22 protein-coding genes are annotated in these 23,697 nt (G+C 58.3%); 12 read left to right on the top strand and 10 right to left on the bottom strand.

Annotated features, from left to right (window positions below; genetic code table 11):
- Positions 1–3 precede the first annotated feature (3 nt).
- The 4 genes from ACIQ3A_RS01580 to ACIQ3A_RS01565 form a co-directional block, all read right to left on the bottom strand.
- Positions 4–1,152 (bottom strand): aminotransferase class V-fold PLP-dependent enzyme, encoded by a 1,149-nt coding sequence (locus tag ACIQ3A_RS01580; RefSeq protein ID WP_396430001.1) that lies wholly within the window; start codon positions 1,150–1,152, stop codon positions 4–6.
- Positions 1,153–1,244: 92 nt separating this feature from the next.
- Entirely contained in the window at positions 1,245–1,760 is a 516-nt protein-coding gene (gene lspA / locus ACIQ3A_RS01575; RefSeq protein WP_396430000.1) for a signal peptidase II, read from the bottom strand.
- A gap of 21 nt (positions 1,761–1,781) precedes the next feature.
- Complete coding sequence (ileS, locus tag ACIQ3A_RS01570) at positions 1,782–4,637, bottom strand: isoleucine--tRNA ligase (RefSeq protein ID WP_396429999.1); 2,856 nt, start codon at positions 4,635–4,637, stop codon at positions 1,782–1,784.
- Between the two features lie 134 nt (positions 4,638–4,771).
- Positions 4,772–5,821, bottom strand: a complete 1,050-nt coding sequence (locus ACIQ3A_RS01565; protein WP_396429998.1) for a bifunctional riboflavin kinase/FAD synthetase — start codon at positions 5,819–5,821, stop codon at positions 4,772–4,774.
- Positions 5,822–6,027: 206 nt separating this feature from the next.
- Between ACIQ3A_RS01565 and ACIQ3A_RS01560 the strand changes: the two genes are divergently transcribed.
- Both ACIQ3A_RS01560 and ACIQ3A_RS01555 read left to right on the top strand, forming a co-directional pair.
- A complete protein-coding gene (locus ACIQ3A_RS01560; RefSeq protein WP_396429997.1) occupies positions 6,028–6,585 on the top strand; it encodes an HNH endonuclease in 558 nt (185 codons plus the stop codon).
- Between the two features lie 112 nt (positions 6,586–6,697).
- Positions 6,698–7,630, top strand: coding sequence for a DNA ligase (locus ACIQ3A_RS01555; protein WP_396429996.1), 933 nt, complete (start codon positions 6,698–6,700; stop codon positions 7,628–7,630).
- A 92-nt stretch (positions 7,631–7,722) separates the two neighbouring features.
- On the opposite strand, the gene ACIQ3A_RS01550 is transcribed toward ACIQ3A_RS01555, so the two are convergent.
- Together ACIQ3A_RS01550 and ACIQ3A_RS01545 are read right to left on the bottom strand one after the other, a co-directional pair.
- Complete coding sequence (locus ACIQ3A_RS01550; protein ID WP_396429995.1) at positions 7,723–8,838, bottom strand: acyl-CoA dehydrogenase family protein; 1,116 nt, start codon at positions 8,836–8,838, stop codon at positions 7,723–7,725.
- 17 nt (positions 8,839–8,855) lie between these two features.
- Positions 8,856–10,037 (bottom strand): acyl-CoA dehydrogenase family protein, encoded by a 1,182-nt coding sequence (locus tag ACIQ3A_RS01545; RefSeq protein ID WP_396429994.1) that lies wholly within the window; start codon positions 10,035–10,037, stop codon positions 8,856–8,858.
- A gap of 157 nt (positions 10,038–10,194) precedes the next feature.
- On the opposite strand from ACIQ3A_RS01545, the gene purN reads away from it, so the two are divergent.
- Entirely contained in the window at positions 10,195–10,791 is a 597-nt protein-coding gene (gene purN / locus ACIQ3A_RS01540) for a phosphoribosylglycinamide formyltransferase (RefSeq protein WP_396429993.1), read from the top strand.
- A 22-nt stretch (positions 10,792–10,813) separates the two neighbouring features.
- On the opposite strand, the gene ACIQ3A_RS01535 is transcribed toward purN, so the two are convergent.
- Positions 10,814–11,050 (bottom strand): DUF1653 domain-containing protein, encoded by a 237-nt coding sequence (locus ACIQ3A_RS01535; RefSeq protein WP_396429992.1) that lies wholly within the window; start codon positions 11,048–11,050, stop codon positions 10,814–10,816.
- A gap of 57 nt (positions 11,051–11,107) precedes the next feature.
- On the opposite strand from ACIQ3A_RS01535, the gene ACIQ3A_RS01530 reads away from it, so the two are divergent.
- Together ACIQ3A_RS01530 and ACIQ3A_RS01525 are read left to right on the top strand one after the other, a co-directional pair.
- Positions 11,108–12,406: an RsmB/NOP family class I SAM-dependent RNA methyltransferase gene (locus ACIQ3A_RS01530; RefSeq protein WP_396429991.1), complete on the top strand. Its 1,299-nt coding sequence runs from the start codon at positions 11,108–11,110 to the stop codon at positions 12,404–12,406.
- A 111-nt stretch (positions 12,407–12,517) separates the two neighbouring features.
- Positions 12,518–13,729 carry a fatty acid desaturase gene (locus tag ACIQ3A_RS01525; protein WP_396429990.1) on the top strand — a complete coding sequence of 404 codons (1,212 nt, stop codon included), beginning with the start codon at positions 12,518–12,520 and terminating at the stop codon, positions 13,727–13,729.
- A 164-nt stretch (positions 13,730–13,893) separates the two neighbouring features.
- On the opposite strand, the gene rpmG is transcribed toward ACIQ3A_RS01525, so the two are convergent.
- The 3 genes from rpmG to trxB all read right to left on the bottom strand — a co-directional run bounded on the left by rpmG (position 13,894) and on the right by trxB (position 15,664).
- The gene (gene rpmG, locus ACIQ3A_RS01520) at positions 13,894–14,064 is read right to left on the bottom strand and encodes a 50S ribosomal protein L33 (protein WP_006298735.1); all 171 of its coding nucleotides are present in this window, start codon (positions 14,062–14,064) and stop codon (positions 13,894–13,896) included.
- Positions 14,065–14,090: 26 nt separating this feature from the next.
- Positions 14,091–14,324 carry a 50S ribosomal protein L28 gene (rpmB, locus tag ACIQ3A_RS01515; protein WP_108405578.1) on the bottom strand — a complete coding sequence of 78 codons (234 nt, stop codon included), beginning with the start codon at positions 14,322–14,324 and terminating at the stop codon, positions 14,091–14,093.
- Between the two features lie 380 nt (positions 14,325–14,704).
- The gene (trxB, locus tag ACIQ3A_RS01510; protein ID WP_396429989.1) at positions 14,705–15,664 is read right to left on the bottom strand and encodes a thioredoxin-disulfide reductase; all 960 of its coding nucleotides are present in this window, start codon (positions 15,662–15,664) and stop codon (positions 14,705–14,707) included.
- Positions 15,665–15,827: 163 nt separating this feature from the next.
- Between trxB and ACIQ3A_RS01505 the strand changes: the two genes are divergently transcribed.
- From ACIQ3A_RS01505 to ACIQ3A_RS01475, 7 genes are all read left to right on the top strand, one after another.
- Positions 15,828–18,230, top strand: coding sequence for a DNA translocase FtsK (locus tag ACIQ3A_RS01505; RefSeq protein ID WP_396429988.1), 2,403 nt, complete (start codon positions 15,828–15,830; stop codon positions 18,228–18,230).
- 86 nt (positions 18,231–18,316) lie between these two features.
- A complete protein-coding gene (locus ACIQ3A_RS01500; RefSeq protein WP_396430054.1) occupies positions 18,317–18,922 on the top strand; it encodes an outer membrane lipoprotein carrier protein LolA in 606 nt (201 codons plus the stop codon).
- Positions 18,923–18,938: 16 nt separating this feature from the next.
- Positions 18,939–20,237, top strand: coding sequence for a replication-associated recombination protein A (locus tag ACIQ3A_RS01495; RefSeq protein WP_396429987.1), 1,299 nt, complete (start codon positions 18,939–18,941; stop codon positions 20,235–20,237).
- A gap of 187 nt (positions 20,238–20,424) precedes the next feature.
- Entirely contained in the window at positions 20,425–21,354 is a 930-nt protein-coding gene (locus ACIQ3A_RS01490; protein ID WP_396429986.1) for a branched-chain amino acid ABC transporter permease, read from the top strand.
- Positions 21,355–21,370: 16 nt separating this feature from the next.
- Positions 21,371–22,447, top strand: coding sequence for an ABC transporter ATP-binding protein (locus ACIQ3A_RS01485; RefSeq protein ID WP_396429985.1), 1,077 nt, complete (start codon positions 21,371–21,373; stop codon positions 22,445–22,447).
- Positions 22,448–22,458: 11 nt separating this feature from the next.
- Positions 22,459–23,244: an ABC transporter ATP-binding protein gene (locus ACIQ3A_RS01480; protein WP_396429984.1), complete on the top strand. Its 786-nt coding sequence runs from the start codon at positions 22,459–22,461 to the stop codon at positions 23,242–23,244.
- 1 nt (position 23,245) lies between these two features.
- A partial coding sequence (locus tag ACIQ3A_RS01475) for an ABC transporter ATP-binding protein (protein WP_396429983.1) occupies positions 23,246–23,697 on the top strand: 452 nt, incomplete at its 3' end.

The following is a 23,697-nucleotide window of genomic DNA, read 5'->3' as shown; positions in this document are numbered from 1 at the left end:
GGATCAAGCCGCCAGCTTGGCCTTCGGGGCGATGGTTTCGAGCGCATCGCGCAATTGCTGCAGCGTTCGCGGCACGTTGTGCCACTTTTCCAGACCGAACAGGCCCAGCCGGAAGGTGCGAAAGTCGGCGGGCTCGTCGCATTGCAGCGGCACGCCAGCAGCGGTTTGCAGGCCTTCGGCCAGGAACTTTTTGCTGGACTGGATGTCGGGGTCGGTGGTGTAGCTGACCACCACGCCGGGCGCTTCAAACCCAGGGGCCGCCACGCTGGGAAAGCCGCGCTCTGCCAGCAACTGGCGCACTGAACGGCCCAAGGCCATTTGTTCTTCGCGCACCTTGTCAAAACCATAGGCATCGGTCTCTTGCATGGCTTCGCGCAGGTGCAGCAGCGCGTCGGTGGGCAAGGTCGTGTGGTACATGTGGCCACCGCCCTCATAGGTTTCCATCACTTGCAGCCACTTTTTAAGGTCCATTGAAAAAGTGGTGCTGGTGGTGCCATCGATTGCCTCACGCGCGCGTGCGCTCATCATCACCATGGCGCAGCAGGGTGAACTGCTCCAGCCTTTTTGAGGCGCCGAGATGAGCACATCCACGCCTGTGGTTTGCATGTTGACCCACATGGCCCCCGAGGCGATGCAATCCAGCACCAGCAGCCCGCCTATGGCGTGCACCGCATCGGCCATGGCCTTGAGGTAATCGTCGGGAAGCATCATGCCGGCCGCGGTCTCCACATGAGGGGCAAACACCACGGCAGGTTTTTCTCGCGCAATGGCTGCAAGCACTTCGGCGATTGGCGCTGGTGCCCAGGCTGCTTGTGAACTTTCGGCAATGCGGCGTGCCTTGAGTACCGTGTGGCTGGCCGGGATATGGCCCATGTCAAAAATCTGCGTCCAGCGGTAGCTGAACCAGCCATTGCGAACCACCATGACATGTTTGCCGGAAGCAAATTGTCGAGCCACCGACTCCATGCCAAAGGTACCACTGCCTGGGACCAGTGCCACGCTGTGGGCGCTGTAGACTTTTTTGAGCAAACCGGAAATGTCGGTCATCACGCCCTGAAAGCGGTGGGACATGTGGTTCAGGGCGCGGTCGGTGTAGACCACCGAAAATTCGAGCAGACCATCGGGGTCGATGTGGGGCAGCAATCCGGGCATGGGGCACCTCGTTTAAAAAAATCAGGTGTAACAGCTTACATGAGATCGGCTCTGTGTGGGCTTGGAGCAGGCCAAATGCTTATTGGGCTCAGTCAACGCCCACGCCGCACCCGCAAAATTTCGTCCAGAATCAACAGCGCAGCGCCCACACTGATGGCGCTGTCGGCCACGTTGAAAGCCGGGAAGTGCCAGGCGCCCCAGTAAAAGTCTAGAAAGTCGACCACGTAGCCATGCAGCAGTCGGTCGAGCACGTTGCCAATGGCGCCGCCCAAGATGAGCGAGATGGCCAGGCTGAAGAGTTTTTGGCCGGGGTGGGCACGCAGCATCCAGACCATGAAGATGGCCGCCGCCAAGCCTATGCCGGTAAAAAACCAGCGTTGCCATCCACCTGCCCCAGCTAAAAACGAGAAGGCTGCGCCGTGGTTGTGCACCCGAACCAAATTGAAAAACGAGGTGATCGGGGTGCTGTCGCCCAATTGGAAAGCGCCCAGAACCAGCACTTTGGTGAACTGGTCAAGCAGCAAAACCAACAGGGCGATACCGAGCCAGAGCGCCAAGCCCTGGCTTTTGCTGGTGCCGTTTTGACCGAATTTTTTGGAGATGGCCATATGCTTTTCGGGGGTTACAGATCAGGCGATCTGGCGGATTTCGCCAACGCCGTGCAGGTTGCTCACGCAGCGGCCACAGATCGTGGGGTGGTCGGCATGCTGGCCAACGTCGTCGGTGTAGTGCCAGCAGCGCTCGCATTTGACGGACTGGCTAGCGGCGACACTCACCGCCAGTTGTTCACCCGCGTGCAAAGTCACTTTGGAGGTGATGAACACGAACTTGATGTCCGCCCCCAGGCTGGCCAGCAAGGCATGGTCGGCGGCAGGCGCATGCAGCGTGATGTCGGCCTGCAGTGACGCACCCACTTGGCCTGCTGCACGCAGGTTCTCGATGTCCTTGTTGACCAGATCGCGGATTTCGCGAATGCGCGCCCACTTTGCCAACAGCGAGGCATCGGGTGTGCCGAATTCGCTGAAGGTTTCCATGAAGATGGATTCGGAGGTGCCGAATGTACGCCAGGCTTCTTCGGCCGTGAAGGACAGGAAAGGTGCCATCCAGCGCAGCATGCCATGGGTGATGCGGTAAAGCGCGGTTTGCGCGCTGCGCCGGGCCAGGCTTTTGGGCGCAGTGGTGTACAGGCGGTCTTTCAGGACGTCCAGGTAAAACGCCCCCAGGTCTTCCGAGCAGTAGATTTGCAGCTTGGAGACCACCGGGTGAAATTCATAAACCTGAAAGTGGGCCAGGATGTCGGCTTGCAACTCGGCCGCGCGGCTGAGGGCAAAGCGGTCGATCTCGAGCAGCTGGTCATCGGGCACCGTGTCAGTGGCTGGATCAAAGTCGCTCACGTTGGCCATCAAAAAGCGCAGGGTGTTGCGGATGCGGCGGTAGGCATCCACCACGCGGGCCAGGATCTTGTCGTCGATGTTGAGGTCGCCCGAATAATCGGTGCTGGCCACCCAAAGTCGCACGATTTCGGCACCCAGCTTGCTGGTCACGGTTTGCGGATCGACCGTGTTGCCCAGTGATTTGCTCATCTTGCGGCCCTGGCCATCGGTGGCGAAACCGTGGGTCAGCAAACCGCGATAAGGAGCGCGGTCATAAAGGGCGCAGCCCAGCAAGAGCGAGCTGTGGAACCAACCTCGGTGCTGGTCGTGCCCTTCCAGGTACAAGTCGGCCTCGGGCCCTTCACTGTGAAAAGGTGGCACACCATAAGCATCCTTGTGGCTGCCGCGCAGCACATGCTGAAAGGTCGAGCCTGAGTCGAACCATACTTCCAGGATGTCGGTGCTCTTGGTGTAGTGGGGGGCATCGGCTGCGCCCAGAATCTCTTCTACGGTCACGCGGCTCCAGGCTTCGATGCCGCCTTTTTCAACAATGGCCGCGGCCTGGTCCAGGATGGCCATGGTGCGCGGGTGCAATTCGCCGCTGTCTTTGTGCAGGAAAAACGGCACGGGAACGCCCCACGAGCGTTGGCGCGAGATGCACCAGTCAGGCCGGTTGGAGATCATGTCGCGCAGACGTGACTTGCCGTTTTCCGGGTAGAACCGGGTTTGCTCGATGGCATCCAGCGCCAGCTGGCGCAGGGTCTTGGCGGCTTTGTCCTTCGTGAACACGCCAACGCCTTCGTCCATGCGCACAAACCACTGGGCCGCCGCGCGGTAAATGACGGGCGTTTTGTGGCGCCAGCAGTGCGGGTAACTGTGGGTGATGGTCACGGTCGACAGCAGTCGGCCCGCGTTGCGCAGGGCATCCAGCACCACAGGAATGGCTTTCCAGATGTGCAGCCCGCCAAACAGCGGGAAGTCGGCTGCGTAGGTGCCGTTGCCTTGCACCGGGTTCAAAATATCGTCGTACTTCATGCCATGGGCGATGCATGAGTTGAAGTCATCCACGCCATAGGCAGGCGAAGAATGGACAAGCCCAGTGCCATCGCTGTCGCTGACGTACTCGGCCAGGTACACCGGCGACAGGCGCTGGTAGCCTGCGTCCACGTCGTGCAGCGGATGGCGGAAATTCAGACCGCCGAGTTGGGTGCCCATGGCGGTGGCCAGCACTTGCCCGCCCTGCAGGCCGAAGCGTTCCAGGCATTTTTCCACCAGCGATTCGGCCAGCACCAGGCACCCTTTGTCGGTTTGCACCAGGGCATAGCTCAGCTCGGGGTGAGCGTTCAGGGCTTGGTTGGCGGGGATGGTCCAGGCGGTGGTGGTCCAGATGACCGCAAACGCGCTTTGGCCAACGGGCAAAGCGCTCAGGCCAAAGGCGGCCGCCAGTTGCACGGCGTCATCGGCCTCGAAGGCCACATCCAGGGTTTCGCTTTTTTTGTCCTGGTATTCGATCTCGAATTCGGCCAGGGATGAGCCGCAATCAAAGCACCAGTAAACGGGCTTGAGCCCGCGGTACACAAAGCCGCGTTCGACCACGCGTTTGAAGGCGCGGATTTCCCCAGCTTCATTGGTCGGGTCCATGGTGCGATACGGGCGTTCCCAGTCGCCCAGAACGCCCAAGCGCTTGAAGTCTTCGCGTTGTTGCTCAATTTGCTCGGTGGCAAAGGCGCGGCTTTTGGCCTGCATGTCATCCCGGCTCAGGTTGCGGCCATGCAGCTTTTCGATCGCGTTTTCGATTGGCAACCCATGGCAGTCCCAGCCGGGGATGTACTGCGCGTCAAAGCCTGACAACTGGCGGCTCTTGACGATCATGTCCTTGAGGACCTTGTTGAGGGCGTGACCGATGTGCAGTTTGCCGTTGGCATAGGGAGGGCCGTCGTGCAGCACAAACAGGGGGGCGCCCTGGCGGGCAGCGCGCAGCTTTTTGTACAGGCCGCCTTCGTTCCAGTCATTGACCCAGTTGGGCTCGCGCTTGGGCAGGTCCCCCCGCATGGGGAAGGGCGTGTCCGGTAGGTTCAATGTGGCGCGGTAGTCAGTGCTTTGTTCGGTCATAAGGTACTTGGGGCCTGAAGTGCTTCGACAAGCTCAGCCCGAACTCTGGGGTGTTCGGAGAGATCAAAAGGGGAGCGGCCGTTGGGGTCGTTCGCTCTGAGCCTGTCGAAAGGCAGCAAACGAGGGCCGGAGCGTCAAATTCGGTCGCGGGTGGTTTGGCGGCTCATCGATTGGGCATTGTGGCCTTGGCGCGAAGCAAACCATGCCTGTGCTTGCGCGCAGTCGTTGGCAATGCCCTTTGTCAGGGCGTCCAGACCGTCGTATTTGAGTTCGTCGTGTAGTTTGTGCAGCAGATCCACACGAACGATTTTACCGTAGCCCCCTTCAGCCCCCAGTTCTGCGGGCCAGTCAAAGGCATGGGTCTCCAGCAGCACCCGTCCACCGTTGATGTCATTTGGGTCCAGAGAGGGCCGAATGCCAAGGTTGGCCACACCGTTTAGCGGGCGGCCCAACAGACCGTGGACTTCAACCACAAAGATGCCGCTGGCAGCGGGTTTCCAGTGCGAAAACCGCAGGTTCAGGGTGCGAAAGCCATCGCCCGCCCCCGGCTCGGTGGCGGCCAGTTCGCGCCCGAGCTTGCGCCCGTGCACCACATGGCCGCTGATGCTGTAGGGCCGACCCAACAGGGCTTGCACGGTTTGCAGTTGCCCATCGGCCAAGGCTTTGCGTACGGCCGAGCTGGACACGCGAAGGCCGTGGACTTCATAGCTGTTCATGCGGGCCACATCGAAACCCAGCCGCTGACCGGCGGCATCCAGCATGGCGTAATCGCCCGAGCGCTGGGCGCCAAATCTGAAATCATCTCCCACCTGCACATAGCGTACGCCCAGGCCCTGAATCAGGACTTTCTGGATGAAGTCCTCAGGCGACTGGTTGGCCAACCGGGCGTCAAATGGCAAAACGACCACCTGGTCCACGCCGCAGCGCTCGAGCTCGCGCAGTTTGTCGCGCAATGTGGCGATGCGGGCGGGGGCCAGTTCAGGTTTTTTGAGCAGCTGGGCAAAGTAGTCACGGGGGTGGGGCTCAAAAGTCATGACACAACTGGGCACCCCCCGGTGTGCGGCTTCGCTGCGCAGCAGCGCCAGCATGGCCTGGTGACCCCGGTGCACGCCGTCAAAGTTGCCGATGGTCAGGGCGCAGGCAGCAGCCAGATCAGGGTGATGAAATCCGCGGAAAACCTTCATGTCGCTTGGGTGTTGGCCCGTCTTGCTGGCGTGGCGCCAACTGCAACGGTTTTGTCAAAGTAAGAGGGTATATTGTGACTGAGCCCGATCCTCCTGGCCGTGCCCTTTTGTGGCTTGCGATAGCGACTGCTTTTGGGCCGTGCTTGACAGGATCGAGACAGAACTTTTCGTGTCAGTGGTCCTTGTACTGTTGGATGGAGGCTTTTGTGAAGGTTTTGAAACTCTCAGCCCAAGGGCTGCCGCAATCGTGGATTTCACTTGAGCAGGCAGTCACCCACTACGCAGCCGACGAAGTGCGCTGGGAAGCGGGGCAGCAAGTGGCCGTTTTTCATGGCGGGCACAACGCGCTCACTGGCCGCCAGTCCATCATCACGGTCAACAGCATCATCGGGACCCAGGGCGTGCCACGCATTAACCCTTTTGGCATGCGCCCGGGCCTGACCAATACCAAACTGTTTGTACGTGACCGCAACCTTTGCGCTTATTGCGGCGGGCATTTTGATGAGTCGGTGCTCACCCGCGAACACATTGTTCCTTTGTGCCAGAACGGCCCTGATCACTGGATGAACGTGGTCACAGCCTGCCGCTCTTGCAACCATCGCAAAAGCAGTCGAACCCCTGAGCAGGCCCGCATGCCTTTGCTGTATGCACCTTATATCCCCAGCCTGTGGGAAGACTTCATCCTTCGCAACCGCCGCATCCTGTCTGATCAGATGGCTTTTTTGATGGCCCATGTGCCTAAAAACTCCCGCTTGATGGGTTGATCCCCAGGGTTTTGCATTTCCGCTTGCGCTGGCGTGCAAACCGCCGCATCATGGGTTTTTTGAAAACAAAAGGCCAAGCTTAAGACGCTTGTAGCCTTCTGGGAGACCCACCATGCCGACCCGTGAATTTGAAAATGCATCAGTCACCCAACAGGTGGATTCACACCCTAAAGCGCAGGGGCTGAACCGACGCCATGCTTTGGGTTCGCTGCTCATCGGCCCATGGCTGCCGTGCCTTGCCTGGGCCCAGAATGAACGGGTGTCTACGCAAGGAAAATCGCGGGCGCAATTGGCCACGTCTTGGCCGCCCAGCCGATCACCCCAAGGTTTTTTCGTCAGCGAAAAATTCGATGGTGTGCGCGCCATCTGGGATGGTCAGGTCGTGCGTTTTCGCAGCGGGCGTGTCCTGTCGGCGCCGTCCTGGTTTGTGGCGGCTTTGCCGGAAGTGGCGCTGGATGGAGAACTCTGGATCGGGCGGGGGCAGTTTGACCTCTTGTCGGGCGTGGTGCGCAAAGAGGTGCCCGATGACGCGGCGTGGCGCGCTGTGAAATACCTGGTGTTTGATGCACCAGGCCATGCAGCCCCTTTTGCAGAGCGCGTGCGCTTTGTTCAATCGACTCTGGCGTCAAAGCATGTGTCCTGGCTGATGGCGGTCACGCAGGATGTGGTGACAGACACCTTGGCATTGCAGACGCGTTTAAAACAAACCGTGAGCCAAGGGGGTGAGGGCCTGGTGTTGCACCGGTCCGATGCACTGTGGCACCCAGGACGCACAGATGCCTTGTACAAGCTCAAGCCTGAACCCGACGAAGAAGGTCAGGTGGTGGGACACCAACCCGGCAAGGGGCGATTAAAGGGGCAGACGGGTGCGTTGATCGTGAAGATGTCCTCAGGCCAGCGGTTTGCTTTGGGATCGGGATTGAGCGATGCACAGCGCCGTGAACCACCGCCTATCGGCGCTTGGGTCACTTACCGCTACCGAGACCGCACATCCTCTGGCCTGCCGCGTTTTGCCAGCTTTTTGCGGGTGCGTGACCCCGAATGAAGGCCCGTGAATGAAGGCGCTGAAATGACGGTGCTGAAATGAACAAGGGCTCCTGTTGGAGCCCTTGTTTTTGACAAGTCCGCAAGAGCTGATCAGGCAAACACCCCAGCGCTGTCTTGCATGCGTGCGGACACTTCACCCAGTTGGTGCAATGTGTCGCCAAACGCCATGTCCAGTTGCGTCAGTTTCTTGAAGTAGTGGCTGACGATGTACTCGTCTGTCACGGCAATGCCACCGTGCAGTTGCACCGCTTGCTGGCCAACGAAGCGCATGGACACGCCCAGTTGGTACTTGGCACGGGCCATGGCGCGTCGGCGCTCTTCCTTGGGTGCGCTCAGCTTCAAGCTGGCGTAGTAGCTCATGGAGCGGCCCAACTCCAGTTGCATTTTCATGTCAGCCACGCGGTGGCGCAGGGCCTGAAAACTGGCGATGGCGACACCAAACTGTTTGCGCGTGTTCATGTAGTCCACGGTGATGGCCAAAGTCTTGTCCATCACGCCCACAGCTTCAGCGCAGGCGCAAGCCATGCCAATGTCCACGGCTTCTTCGAGGGCACTCAGGCCGTTCAGTGTGACAAGCTGCGCCGATGCCTGGTGGAGCACCACTTCGGCGGCGCGTGAGCCGTCTTGTGTGATGTAGGCTTGTGTGTTCACTCCACTGGCATTTCGTTCCACCAAGAACAGTGCGATCTGGTTGTTGACAGTGGCAGGCAGCAAATAAGCATCGGCCTGGTCGCCCACGGCCACCAAGCTTTTGGTGCCGCTCACGGTCCAGGCACTGCCCGATTCGATGGCCTGTGCGGCGCAACGGTCCAGTTGGTAGCGGGCACCACGCTCCTGATAGGCCAGCACCACGATCGCTTCACCTGAAGCCATTCGGGGCAGCCAGGCGGCTTGCAAGGCCGCTGGGGCGTGGGTTTGCAGTGTCGCGCTGGCGATCAAGGTCTGGGTCAGAGGTTCGATCACGATGCCGCGTCCAAGCTCTTCCATGGTGACCATGGCTTCGGTCGGGCCCATGCCCATGCCGCCATTTTCTTCGCTCACATACAGACCGGTCAGACCCAGCTCGGCCATCTCGCCATAGGCAGCGCGGTCAAAACCACCAGCAGCCACAATGGCGCGCCGGCGATCGAAGTTGTAGGCCTTGTCCACCCATTTGCGCACTGCATCACGCAGCTGTTCCTGGTCGTCAGAAAAATCGAAATCCATTTTGAAATCCTTTCGGGTCAGCCGAGCACGGTTTGCGCGACGATGTTGCGTTGCACTTCATTGCTGCCGCCATAAATGGTGGTCTTGCGCATGTTGAAGTAGTTGGCAGCCAGTGGTGCATTGGCCAGCACACCGCCAGGGAAATCACCTTGCCATCCTGATTCCATGGCTTCAAAAATGCAGGGCAGGCTAAAGGGGCCAGCAGCCAGCATCATCAGCTCGCTGTAGCGCTGCTGGATTTCACTGCCCCTGATCTTCAGCAGGCCTGCGATGTCCAGCGAATTTTTGCCCGACTTCTCGGCCGACAGCACCCGCAGCACCAGCATTTCGAGGGCCACGATGTCGACTTCGAGCTTGGCGATTTCGTCGCGAAAGCGCGGGTCGTCGTAAACCCCTTCGGCCTTGGCGATGCGCTTCAAGCGCTCGAGCTCGCGCTTGGCCCGGTTCACGTCGGCAATATTGGTGCGCTCGTGCGCCAGCAGGTGCTTGGCGTAGTTCCAGCCCTTGTTTTCTTCGCCCACCAGGTTTTCTGCAGGCACCTCGACGTTGTCAAACCAGACTTCGTTGACTTCGCACTCGCCGTCCAGCAGTTTGATGGGTCGCACAGTGATGCCGGGCGTCTTCATGTCGATCAGCAAAAAGGAGATGCCGGTTTGTGGCTTGCCTTCGTTGCTGGTTCGCACTAGGCAGAAGATCCATTCACCATATTGACCCAGGGTGGTCCAGGTTTTCTGGCCGTTCACGATGTATTTGTCACCCACGCGTTCAGCGCGGGTTTTCAGCGATGCGAGGTCCGAGCCTGAGCCCGGCTCACTGTAACCCTGGCTCCACCAGACTTCGCCGCTGGCGATGCCGGGCAAAAAGCGTTTTTGTTGCTCGGCATTGCCGAAAGCCATGATCACGGGCGCCACCATCACGGGGCCAAAAGGAACAACGCGGGGTGCACCAGCCAGAGCGCACTCTTCTTCAAACAGGTGTTTTTGAATGGCCGTCCAGCCCGGACCGCCAAATTGGCTGGGCCAACCCCAGCCCAGCCAGCCTTTTTTGCCCAATATTTTTGCCCAGCGCTGCATGTCTTCGCGTGTCAGGCGCATGGCGCTGTGCACTTTACGGGCCAGGTCTGAAGGCAAGTTGTCCTTGACCCAGGTGCGAATCTCGTCGCGGAATGCGAGCTCTTCGGGGGTGAATGCCAAATCCATGGGGAACTTTCTCCGGTGGGGTGGTGGGGTGTCGGTTGGAGGCAGCGCCATCAAAAACAAACGGTCGTGCTTTTTATCATGCGGCTTGCGAGGCAGCCTGTCCTTGGGGTGACAAAAGCCAGTTTGTCGCCAGTGTGCGGGGATAATTCAGCCCTGCATGAAAAACATTGTCATTTTAATTTCCGGCTCGGGCTCGAACATGGCGGCCATCGCGCACGCTGCCGAGCAAGACCATTGGGCCGAACGATTGAACGCCCGCGTGGTGGCCGTTTTGAGCAACAGGGCCGATGCCCAGGGCTTGCGTGTGGCCCAAGCCCATGGCCTTGCCACGGGTGTGCTGGACCACAAGGCTTTCGACAGTCGCGAAGCATTCGATGCCGCCTTGATCGCTGAAATCGACCGGTTTTCCCCGGATTTGGTAGCGTTGGCCGGCTTCATGCGCATCCTCACGCCTGCTTTTGTGGCGCATTACGCGGGGCGTCTGCTCAATATCCACCCGTCCCTGCTGCCCGCATTCCCGGGGCTTGACACGCACCAGCGGGCCATCGATGCAGGTTGCCAGTTTGCCGGCGCCACGGTGCACCAAGTCACCCCCCAGTTGGACCATGGCGGCATTTTGGCTCAGGCGGTGGTGCCCATCTTGTCCGGGGACACGGCCAACGACCTGGCGGCTCGGGTGCTCACGCAAGAACACCTCATTTATCCACGTGCTGTGGCCCATTTTTTACGCTCCATAGACTCAAGCCGGGCCTAAACGTGCCTGTCGGTGGGCACTTTCAATCACCGATCCGTTCAAATCGGGCTTGCAACTTGCCGTTGAATTCGGCCACATCCGCAAACATGGCGGCGGGCCGAACCCACTGGCCCTGCTCGCCATAAAGGGCTTGGTACAAGGTCATGGGCTGCAGGTCTTCGCTGTGTCGCACCGTGCCCAATACTCGGTACAGGCCGCCTTTGTAATGGCGGTAAAGGCCTTTGGGTGTTTCGATGAATGGTGGCATTGGCTCGGACATGGGCGCTTTCTCGGGTAGGGTTAATTCTGTAAGGGCTGGGATGGGACAATAGGCACCATGCATCCAAAAGCCCTTTTAGACGCCTGTGCCGATCTGGTCAGGCTGTGCCTCCAATTTGAACATCCTGCTGACTCCGTGGTGTCGCGCTATTTTCGCGAACACCGTGCCCTTGGCCCCCGTGAGCGTGCCACCTTGGCTGAAACGGCTTTTGCCGTGTTGCGCAAAAAACTGCTGTTTGAGCAGTTGGCCCGCTCGGGCACAGGCTCCAAAGAACGCAAGCTGGCGATTTTGGGGTTTTTCGGCCCACGCGACTTTTTGGCTGTCGCACTCAACGAGACAGAAAAAAAATGGCTTGCCAGTTGCGATGCCATACCTGCCGATGCCCTGATGGCCCCGCACCGCCACAATCTGCCCGAGTGGATGGCGCAAGCCCTGCAAGCCCAGTTGGGAGAAGATTTCTGGGCATTGGCCGAGAACCTGCAACAACCGGCGCCACTGGACCTGCGGGTCAACATGCTGCAATCCAAACGCAGCGAGATTCAAAAAGAGTTGGCACAAGCAGGCATCGCATCCAAACCCACGCCTTACTCGCCTTGGGGTTTGCGGCTAGAGACCAAGCCTGCCTTGCAGCGCACCGAGGCCTTCACCCGCGGCGCCATCGAAGTGCAAGACGAAGGCTCTCAATTGTTGGCTTTGCTGGTGGATGCACATCGGGGTGAAATGGTGGTGGATTTTTGTGCGGGCGCTGGCGGTAAAACGCTGGCTTTGGGCGCGTCCATGCGCAGCACCGGGCGCCTGTACGCTTTTGATGTGTCTGGCCATCGCCTGGATGCGCTGAAACCCCGCCTGGCCCGCAGCGGCTTGTCCAACGTGCATCCGGCGGCCATCGCGCATGAACGCGATGACCGCGTCAAGCGTCTGGCGGGCAAGATCGACCGTGTGCTGGTCGATGCCCCTTGCTCGGGCTTGGGCACCTTGCGACGCAACCCCGACTTGAAATGGCGCCAAAAGCCCCAAGCTGTTCAAGAGTTGACCGAAAAGCAAACTGCTATCTTGCAAAGCGCCTCCCGGCTGGTCAAGTCCGGCGGTCGCTTGGTCTACGCCACTTGCAGCGTATTGCCGGAAGAAAATGAGCAGATCGCGCAAGCCTTTGGCGCCGCCAACCCCGACTTTGTTCCCTTGAATGTGGCCGAGGAACTGGAGCGGCTGAAGGTGGTGGACGCCGCCAGTTTGTGCACACCTGCGCCATCGGGCGATGCCAAGCCCGATGCCGCGCCTGGTGGTACGTTCCTGAGGTTGTGGCCTCATCGCCATGCAACGGACGGTTTTTTTGCCGCAGCATGGGTCAGAAAGTAAATTTTCTGCTTCATTTCCTTTGGATTCGGTCGAAATTGCTGTCTTTTAGATGGCGATAAACTTAAAATTGACGAATTGCCTGAAATCAGGCGTCAGTAGAAAGACAAACGCATGTTATTGCCTGATTGGGCCTTTTTGGATGCCGTGATTCAGTGGATGGGCCATGGCCTGTTCGACCTTGCCTGGTGGCAAATGCTGTTGATCACCTTGGGCCTGACCCACATCACCATCGCCAGCGTGACCATTTTTCTGCACCGTCACCAAGCGCACCGTGCCTTGGATTTGCACGCGATTCCTTCACACTTTTTCCGTTTTTGGCTCTGGCTGACCACGGGCCAGGTGACCAAAGAGTGGGCGGCCATTCACCGCAAGCACCATGCCAAATGTGAGCAAGCTGAAGATCCTCACAGCCCGCATGTGTACGGCATCAAAACTGTGTTGTTGACCGGTGCCGAGCTTTACCGCAAGGAATCGAAGAACCAAGAGACGCTGAAGCGCTTTGGACATGGCACGCCAGACGATTGGCTGGAACGCAACCTTTACACCCGTTTTTCGTGGCAAGGCGTTGCCCTGATGCTGATCATTGATGTGGCTTTGTTCGGATTTTTGGGCCTGACCGTCTGGGCTGTTCAGATGGCCTGGATCCCGATCACGGCCGCAGGCATCATCAACGGTGCTGGGCACTATTGGGGGTATCGTAATTTTGAGGCGCATGACGCCAGCACCAACGTGTCTCCTTGGGGCATCCTGATTGGTGGCGAAGAGCTGCACAACAACCACCACACTTACCCCACATCGGCCAAGCTTTCGGTCAAACCGTACGAATTCGACATCGGCTGGTTGTACATCCGGATTCTTGAAACCATGGGGCTGGCTACTGTTAAGAAAACCCCGCCCCGTCTGGCATACGGTGATATCCGTCCGGTGGCTGATGAGAAGACGCTTGAGGCCTTGATTGCCAACCGCTACGAAGTCATGGCTGGGTATGCCCGCAATGTGCGCACCGTGATGCAGCAAGAAGCCAGCAAGCTCAAGCTGGATGCGAATGCATTGCAGGCGGCGCAGCGCTGGTTGCATCGTGACAGCGCCAAGGTTCCTGCTTCGGCCCAAGCGCAGCTCAGGCAAGCCCGAGCAGCCAGCCCAGTGCTCGACAAAATGGTACAAATGCGTGAAGAACTCAGTCAGATCTGGCTCAACACCTCGCACTCGCGTGAGCAACTGGCGGCTGATCTGCAGGCTTGGTGCCGCCGTGCCGAGGAAAGTGGAATCGCTGCTTTGCGCGACTTCTCGGTGAAGCTGCGTGCTGTTCGCCAAGTCGCCTGACGCTCAAGCGCTCTTTCACAGCGTTCAGACAGACAGGGCCTTCGGGCCCTGTTTACATTTGGGCGATGGGGCCTGAAAAAAGTGTCTGCCGGGTGGCTGCGCTGGGCCAAAAAAAACCCGCTGTGGACACAGCGGGTTTTTTGGAATGCCAAGTTCAGACTGAATTACTTCAGCTTGATTTCCTTGTACTCAACGTGCTTGCGAGCTTTGGGGTCGAACTTCATGATCGACATTTTCTCGGGCATTGTTTTCTTGTTTTTGCTGGTCGTGTAGAAGTGACCAGTGCCAGCTGTGGATTCCAGCTTGATTTTTTCGCGTCCGCCTTTGGTTGCCATGGTGTATGACTCCTAATGTTCTGGGTTTAGGCTTGGCCACGTTCGCGCAGGTCTGCGAGAACGGCATCAATGCCATTTTTGTCGATCAGGCGCAGAGCGGCGCTGGAAACGCGCAGACGCACCCAACGGTTTTCTGTTTCAACCCAGAAACGACGGTATTGCAGGTTCGGCAAGAACCGGCGCTTGGTTTTATTGTTGGCATGGGAAACATTGTTTCCCGTCATTGGGCCTTTGCCCGTTACTTCGCAAACGCGTGCCATGAGGACACTCCGATACTTTTAAACAGCTGGTGCCGATGGGTCTCATGCAGACTTGCATGGGGCCTGGCGCTCCAGCCTCACCTCGCCAAGATGGGTGGCGGTATCCCAAATCACTGCATTCAATAGACTGGGTGAAAAGCCCAGGTCAAAGCAGCAAAGCCTTGGATTATAGCCAGAAAGCTGGGCTTTTGACGCTTAAGCTTTCCGTTTTTGACAAATGGGGAGGAGCTTGACCCACGGTGGTGCGGTGGTGTGGGCGCGTGCCGGGGTTCACATGCGCTTCGCTTTGCCACATCACCCCGGCAGGCACCCACACGGACTTTGCTGGGGTTCGTTGTCGAGTTCTGGTTACTTGTGCATCGCCCCCTGGCGTATCGTCGTCAACCGTTGTTCTGTTCCAGAAAGCGCTGAGCGTCCAGTGCGGCCATGCAGCCAGTGCCTGCGCTGGTGATGGCTTGGCGGTAGACGTGGTCCTGTACATCGCCAGCGGCAAACACACCGGGCACAGAAGTTTGGGTTGCAAAGCCCTTCAGGCCGCTTTGGGTCACGATGTAGTTGTTTTCCAAGCTCAGCTGCCCCTGGAAGATGTCGGTGTTGGGGGAGTGACCAATGGCAATGAAGCAGCCCTTGAGTTCAATGTCCTGCAGGCTGCCGTCCGCGGTGCTCTTCAGGCGTACACCCGTCACGCCCGAGGTATCACCGAGCACTTCTTCCAGGGTCTGGAAGGTCTTGAGCTCAATCTTGCCTGCGGCGACTTTTTCCATCAGCTTGTCCACCAGGATGGGCTCGGCCTTGAATTTGTCACGGCGGTGGATCAAGTAGACCTTGCTGGCAATATTGGACAGGTACAAGGCTTCTTCGACAGCGGTATTGCCGCCGCCGACCACGCAGCAAAGCTGGTCTCGGTAAAAGAAACCGTCGCAAGTGGCGCAGCCGCTGACGCCCCGGCCCATGAAGGCTGTTTCAGAGGGCAGTCCCAGGTATTTGGCCGAAGCCCCCGTGGCAATGATCAGCGAGTCGCAGGTGTAAGTGCCGCTGTCACCGATCAGGGTGAAGGGGCGTTGGTCGAGCTTGACGGTATGGATGTGGTCGAACACGATTTCGGTGTTGAAGCGCTCGGCGTGTTCCTGAAAGCGTTGCATCAATTCCGGGCCCTGCACGCCATGAACGTCAGCTGGCCAGTTGTCCACTTCGGTGGTGGTCATGAGCTGACCACCTTGGGCCATGCCTGTGATCAGCAGTGGTTTCAAGTTGGCGCGGGCCGCGTACACAGCGGCGGTGTAGCCAGCAGGGCCGGAGCCGAGGATCAAGACTTGGGCGTGTTTGGTAGTGGCAGACATGTTGGCAATCGGGTTATGCAGTTGGGTTAAAGACGAAAGGCAGGTAGCGTGTTGGTGGGTGTGATTGTAAGAAACCCCCAAAGGCAAGATGTTGTCAGGGTCTCAGCAAGGGGTGAGCAATGCCGCAATGGCTGCTTGATCGGGTAAGCTTGAGGGCTAATTTATGACCTATTCACTGCACACATTGACCAACCCTGCGGTCCAGGCCAAGGCGCTGGATGCACCACAGTCTTTCTGGGCGCGATTTGCACAAGAAATCGGCTTGCTGATGGGGGGCGCCTTACTCTTGCTGTGCCTTTTGGCCTTGCTCAGTTATCAAGCTGCCGATCCCGCTTGGTCCACCTCTGGCAGCGGGCAAGGTGTACGCAATTGGATTGGCCCTGCAGGGGCCTGGTTGGCGGATCTGGCTTATTTTGCGTTTGGCTATTCCGCCTGGTGGTGTCTGGCTGCCGCTGCCCGTGCCTGGCTGGTGGGCTTGGCCCGCTGGATGCGCGGCCCTTCGGATGACGTCGAGTTTCCTTCAGCGGATGACTGGCGGCATAACCGTTGGATTTTTTGGCTTGGCTTGGTGGTCTTGGTGGCAGCCAGTGCGAGCATTGAATGGGCCCGTTTGTACCGCCTGGAGGCACATCTGCCAGGGCACAGTGGTGGCGTGATGGGGTATTGGGTGGGCGCAATCAGTGTGCAATGGTTTGGCTTTACCGGCGCGGCATTGATCGGCATCGCGCTGGTGGTGGCGGGGGCAGCCATGGTCTTTCGCTTTTCATGGGGCCAGTTGGCCGAGTCTGTCGGAGCCCGCATTGATGGTCTGATTCAGTCCCGCCATGTGAAGCGTGAAATCCAGGAAGATCTGGCATTGGGCCAAAAAGCTTTGCGTGAACGTGAAAAATCCATGCCCATGCAAGCCATCGAACCTCAATGGGACATGGACCATTTGCCCCTGGCACCCGATGGGCAGCTTGATTTGGAGCCAGTGCCTTTGCCCATGCCTCACGCAACACCGATGGTGATTGAGCCGGCGGTCATGAACGTGCCGCGCAGTGATCGGGTGGTCAAGGAGCGCCAAAAACCATTGTTCACTGAGCTGCCAGACAGCAAACTTCCACAGGTGGATTTGTTGGACAGCGTTTCGACCCGTCAAGAGACGGTGTCTCCTGAAACGCTGGAGATGACCAGCAGGTTGATCGAGAAAAAACTCAAGGACTTTGGGGTCGAGGTGCGTGTGGTGGCAGCAGCCCCAGGCCCGGTGATCACACGCTACGAAATCGAGCCTGCCACAGGTGTCAAAGGATCACAGGTGGTCAATCTGGCCAAAGACCTGGCACGTTCGCTGAGTCTGGTGTCCATCCGTGTCATTGAAACGATACCCGGTAAAAACTTCATGGCGTTGGAGTTGCCCAATGCCAAGCGACAGTCGATCAAATTGAGCGAAATTTTGGGATCGCAGACTTACCACGAAGCCAAGTCCATGCTGACCATGGGTCTGGGCAAAGACATCATCGGCAACCCGGTGGTAGCCGATCTGGCCAAGATGCCACACGTGCTGGTGGCTGGTACCACCGGCTCGGGCAAATCGGTGGGTATCAACGCCATGATTTTGTCGCTGCTCTACAAGGCCGAGGCACGTGATGTGCGCTTGCTGATGATCGACCCCAAGATGCTGGAGATGTCAGTCTATGAAGGTATTCCACATCTGCTGGCCCCGGTGGTCACCGACATGCGGCAGGCTGCAAACGGTCTGAACTGGTGTGTGGCCGAGATGGAAAAACGCTACAAGCTGATGAGCAAAATGGGCGTGCGCAATCTGGCGGGCTACAACGTCAAGATCGACGAAGCCACAGCCCGTGAAGAGTTCATTTACAACCCCTTCAGCCTGACGCCTGATGATCCTGAGCCGCTCAAGCGTTTGCCGCACATCGTGGTGGTGATCGACGAGCTGGCCGATTTGATGATGGTGGTGGGCAAGAAAATCGAAGAGTTGATTGCCCGATTGGCCCAAAAAGCCCGTGCTGCGGGCATTCACTTGATTTTGGCCACCCAGCGTCCCAGCGTGGACGTGATCACGGGTCTGATCAAGGCCAATATTCCGACCCGGATCGCGTTCCAGGTGTCCAGCAAGATCGACAGCCGCACCATCCTGGACCAGATGGGGGCCGAAGCCCTGCTGGGCATGGGTGACATGCTGTACATGCCCTCTGGGACAGGTTTTCCGATCCGTGTGCACGGCGCTTTTGTGAGCGACGAAGAAGTGCATCGGGTGGTGAGTTACCTCAAAAGCCAGGGCGAGCCCGATTACATCGAGGGCGTGTTGCAAGGCGGCACAGCGGACGACGATGGCGGCATGCTCGGCGAGGGCGAAAATGATGAAAAAGACCCGATGTATGACCAAGCAGTTGAAGTGGTCCTGAAAAACCGAAAAGCCAGTATTTCACTGGTGCAGCGACACCTCAAGATCGGCTACAACCGCGCAGCCCGCTTGGTAGAGGACATGGAAAAAGCCGGCTTGGTCAGTAGCATGAGCGGCAGCGGCCAACGAGAAATTCTGGTCCCTGCAAGGGCCGAGTGACCACTATGCATTTAATTTTCTGCGTGCGTCGCACCGCGATGGCATTTCTGGGCAGGTGCTTTTTGGTTTGTGGGGCTTTGGTCTTTATGGTTCCGGTGCAAGCCGATGGACTGGACCTGTTGGCGCAGTTCATGAAGCAGGCCCGCAGTGGGCGTGCGCAGTTCGTCCAGGTCGTCACTTCGCCCAGCCGCGCTGGGCAGACGCCTCGGGCTAAAACATCGAGTGGCAGTTTTGAGTTTCATCGGCCTGGAAAATTCCGTTTTGATTACCGCAAGCCTTTTGTGCAAACCTTGGTTGCCGATGGTCAGACCCTTTGGTTGCACGATGTGGAGCTGAACCAAGTCACGGCACGCAAGCAATCTCTGGTGCTGGGTTCAACCCCGGCTGCCTTGTTGACGGCAGCCGCTGACTTACAGGCCCTGAAAGCCGATTTCCAATTCGCGCCAGAGCCCGAGCGGGATGGGTTGCAGTGGGTACGTGCCACACCACAATCGCCAGACGGACAAATTCGCTCGGTGTTGGTGGGCTTGCGAGCTACCGCCGCAGGACCCGAACTGGCCGTGCTGGACGTGCAGGACAGCCTGGGACAGCGTTCGGTGCTGACGTTTTCGGCCTTTGAAATCAACCCGGTTTTACCCGCAGGCACATTTTTGTTCAAGGCCCCAGCGGGCGTTGATGTGATCAGGCCCTGAAGCACGAAAGGGTTGGATGAAAGCGGTTAACTTGTCGCCCCATGCCCCCTTGGCTGAGCGCTTGCGCCCGCGACACCTGGGAGAGGTGTTTGGCCAGCAGCATTTATTGGGCGAGGGCATGGCTTTGCGCCTGGCGTTTGAGTCGGGTCAGCCGCACAGCTGCATTTTGTGGGGTCCTCCAGGCGTAGGCAAAACCACCATCGCCCGCTTGATGGCAGATGCCTTTGATGCCCAATTTCTGAGCATCAGCGCGGTGCTGGGTGGCGTTAAAGACATCCGTGAGGCCGTCGACAAAGCCGAGGCCGTGCGCACCGGGTTGCACCCTCAGCGCACCATCATGTTTGTGGACGAGGTGCACCGCTTCAATAAAAGTCAACAGGACGCATTTTTGCCGCATGTGGAAAGTGGCTTGTTCACTTTCATCGGCGCCACCACGGAAAACCCCTCTTTCGAAGTCAACTCGGCCTTGCTCTCGCGGGCTGCTGTGTATGTGCTGCAGCCTTTGTCTGAAGAAGACTTGCAAAACATCGTGCTTCGTGTGCGCGCCATCAACGCGATTCCTGACCTAGAGCCGGAGGCTTTGGCACGCTTGCTGGCTTATGCCGATGGTGACGCCAGGCGCTTGCTCAACACGCTGGAAACTTTGTCGATGGCGGCCAAGCAAGAGGGCGTCGACCCCGTGACCGACGCTTGGCTGATGCGTGTGCTGGGCGAACGCATGCGCCGCTACGACAAAGGCGGAGAGCAGTTCTACGACACCATCAGCGCCTTGCACAAGTCCGTACGGGGTTCTGACCCAGATGCCGCGCTGTATTGGTTCGTCCGCATGCTCGATGGTGGTGCAGACCCGCGTTACCTCGCGCGCAGGTTGATCCGAATGGCGAGTGAAGATGTGGGCCTGGCCGATCCGCGTGCTTTGCGCATGGCCCTCGATGCCGCTGATGTCTATGAGCGCCTGGGCAGTCCCGAGGGCGAGTTGACTTTGGCGCAGTGCGTCATCTACCTGGCGATGGCGCCCAAATCGAATGCAGCCTACAAGGCTTTCAACGAGGCCAAGGCCTTTGTCAAAAAAGACGGCACTCGCCCTGTGCCGATGCACCTGCGCAATGCCCCGACCCGGTTGATGAAAGACCTGGACTACGGCAAAGGCTACCGCTATGCCCACGATGAAGAAGATGGCTTTGCTGCGGGGGAGCGCTACTTGCCCGATGGCATGGCCGAACCCGGCTTTTACAGGCCGGTGCAAAGGGGTCTGGAAATAAAAATTGCGAACAGACTGTTAGAACTGCGAAAACGAAATTCATCCACAGGGTAAGTCCTGAGCTTATTCAAACGGGACAGGGCACTTTCTTTCACTACAATCCGGCCACCCCGCCAGACACTGCGCTTTTCTGGCGGGTTTTTTGCTAGTGATCGGGACAAACTCACAAGGTGATTCCCGGTGTGACAACAACAACCGACGCCAAGACCCGCTAAGAGCAGGTCAAAACACGGAGAAATATATGGACGTCTTCTTGCAGCAGGTCATCAACGGCCTGGTCATGGGCAGCATGTACGCCTTGGTGGCCCTGGGCTACACCATGGTCTACGGCATCATCAACCTGATCAACTTTGCGCACGGAGAAGTGCTCATGGTGGGGGCTCTCACAAGCTGGACAGCCATCGGCATGATGCGAGACGCCATGCCCGGTGCGCCGGGCTGGATCATCCTGATCTTGGCCACCCTGATCGCCTGCGTGGTGGCCGTCATTCTGAATTTTTCGATAGAAAAAATTGCCTACAGGCCATTGCGCAACAGCCCCAAGCTGGCCCCTCTTATCACGGCCATTGGTGTGAGTATCTTGCTTCAGACGCTGGCCATGATCATCTGGAAGCCCAACTACAAGGCTTATCCCACATTGCTGTCGAGCACGCCCATCAACATGGGCGGTGTGGTCATCACGCCCACACAGATCATGATTTTGGCTGTGACAGCCGTTTCCTTGGCGATCTTGATGTGGTTGGTCAACTACACACGTTTGGGCCGTGCCATGCGTGCCACCGCTGAGAATCCGCGCGTAGCAGGCTTGATGGGTGTGAAGCCCGATATGGTGATTTCTGCCACCTTTGTGATTGGTGCCATCCTGGCGGCCATTGCGGGCGTGATGTACGCTTCCAACTACGGCACAGCGCAACATGCCATGGGCTTTTTACCTGGCCTGAAGGCCTTTACTGCGGCGGTTTTTGGCGGCATCGGCAATTTGTCAGGTGCGGTCATTGGCGGCATTTTGCTGGGTCTGATCGAAGCCATTGGTTCGGGCTACATCGGGCAACTGACGGGCGGTGTGCTGGGCAGTCACTACACCGACATTTTTGCGTTCATTGTGTTGATCATCGTGTTGACCCTGCGCCCTTCGGGCCTCATGGGTGAACGTGTGGCCGATCGCGCTTGATGGAGGTGAAACAGCCATGAAACACAACAAAACACTTCAATACATTCTGATTGGGGCCGCCCTCATTGCCCTGCCCTTGGTCCTTCAGATTTTTGGCAACGCCTGGGTGCGCATCGCCGATATGGCCTTGCTTTACATCTTGTTGGCCATTGGTCTGAACATCGTGGTGGGCTATGCCGGCTTGCTGGACTTGGGTTACGTCGCCTTCTTTGCAGTGGGCGCTTATATGTATGGCCTGCTGTCGTCACCCCACCTGACCAATACGTTCGAGTGGATTGCAGCCATGTTTCCTTCTGGCATGCACATGCCCATCTGGCTGATCGTTCCTGTGGGGGCCGCGCTGGCGGGTTTGTTCGGCATGTTGTTGGGAGCGCCCACGCTCAAGTTACGAGGCGACTATCTGGCCATCGTCACCTTGGGGTTTGGTGAAATCATCCGCGTGTTCATGAACAACCTGGACCACCCGGTGAACATCACCAACGGTCCCAAGGGTCTCGATCAGATCGATCCGATCTCCATTTTTGGCCTGAATCTGGGCAAGAAACTGATGATCGGTGATTTTGAAATTGCCTCGGTCTCGCTCTACTACTACCTGTTTCTCAGCTTGGTGCTGGTCACCATCTTGATTTCGCATCGACTTGAAGTTTCCCGCATTGGTCGCGCCTGGATGGCGATCCGTGAAGACGAAATCGCGGCCAAGGCCATGGGCCTGAACACCCGGAACCTCAAGCTTCTGGCGTTTGGCATGGGGGCCACTTTTGGGGGGGTGTCCGGCGCGATGTTTGCTGGCTTCCAGGGTTTCATCTCGCCCGAGTCCTTCAGCCTGATGGAGTCGGTGATGATCATCGCCATGGTGGTGTTGGGTGGTCTGGGCTATTTGCCAGGTGTCATTTTGGGCGCCATTCTGTTGTCCGCCTTGCCGGAGGTGCTTCGGTATGTGGCCGGACCTTTGCAGGAGATCACCGGAGGACGCCTGGACGCCTCCATCATGCGCCAGCTGTTGGTGGCATTGGCCATGATCGTGATCATGTTGATGCGCCCTCGCGGCTTGTGGCCTTCGCCTGAGCATGGCAAATCGCTCACGACGAAATGAAGGAGCCCACCTTGAATCCATCATCCAACCAAGACACCGTTCTTAACGTCAGGGGCATCTCCAAAAAATTTGGCGGCCTGCAAGCCCTCTCTGATGTGGGCATCACCATCCAGCGGGGCCAGGTTTATGGCTTGATCGGTCCTAACGGAGCGGGCAAAACCACTTTCTTCAACGTCATCACGGGCCTTTACACCCCAGACAGCGGCAGCTTTGAGCTGGCAGGCAAGCCCTACCAGCCCACGGCTGTGCACGAAGTGGCCAAAGCGGGCATCGCCCGCACTTTCCAGAACATCCGACTTTTTGCAGAAATGACGGCCCTCGAAAACGTGATGGTGGGCCGGCATGTGCGCACCCATTCGGGTTTGCTGGGCGCGATTTTTCGCACACCGAGTTTCAAGGCTGAAGAAGCCGCGATCGCCCAGCGTGCGCAAGAGTTGCTCGACTATGTGGGCATCGGCAAGTACGCCGACTACAAGGCCCGTACTTTGTCCTATGGTGACCAGCGCCGTCTGGAAATCGCACGTGCGCTGGCCACCGATCCGCAATTGATCGCCCTGGACGAACCTGCTGCGGGGATGAATGCGACTGAGAAAGTGCAACTGCGCGAACTGATTGACCAGATTCGCAAGGACAACCGGACCATCTTGCTGATCGAGCACGATGTGAAGCTGGTCATGGGTTTGTGTGACCGTGTGACTGTGCTCGACTACGGCAAGCAAATTGCCGAAGGCACGCCTGCCGATGTGCAGAAGAACGAAAAAGTGATTGAAGCCTATCTGGGCACGGGAGGACACTGAGATGGCCGACATCCTTTTGAAAGTCAAAGATCTGCAAGTTGGCTACGGCGGCATCCAGGCAGTCAAGGGCGTGAGCCTCGAAGTGCGCGAAGGCGAACTGGTGTCGCTGATCGGCTCCAACGGTGCAGGCAAAACCACCACCATGAAAGCCATCACCGGCACTTTGCCTCTGCAAGCGGGAGACATCGAGTACATGGGCAAGAGCATCCAGGGCCAGGGCCCCTGGGACCTGGTCAAACAAGGGCTGGCCATGGTGCCTGAAGGCCGTGGTGTGTTCACACGGATGACCATCACCGAAAACCTGCAGATGGGTGCTTACATCCGTTCGGACACCGCAGAGATTGCCAATGACATCGAGAAGATGTTCACCATCTTTCCGCGTTTGCGTGAACGCAAGGACCAGCTGGCGGGCACCATGTCCGGTGGCGAGCAGCAAATGCTGGCCATGGGCCG

The organism is Limnohabitans sp. (genome assembly GCF_044361985.1).
Lineage (GTDB): Bacteria > Pseudomonadota > Gammaproteobacteria > Burkholderiales > Burkholderiaceae_C > Limnohabitans_A.
This window is presented reverse-complemented; position numbering and strand designations above follow the sequence as displayed.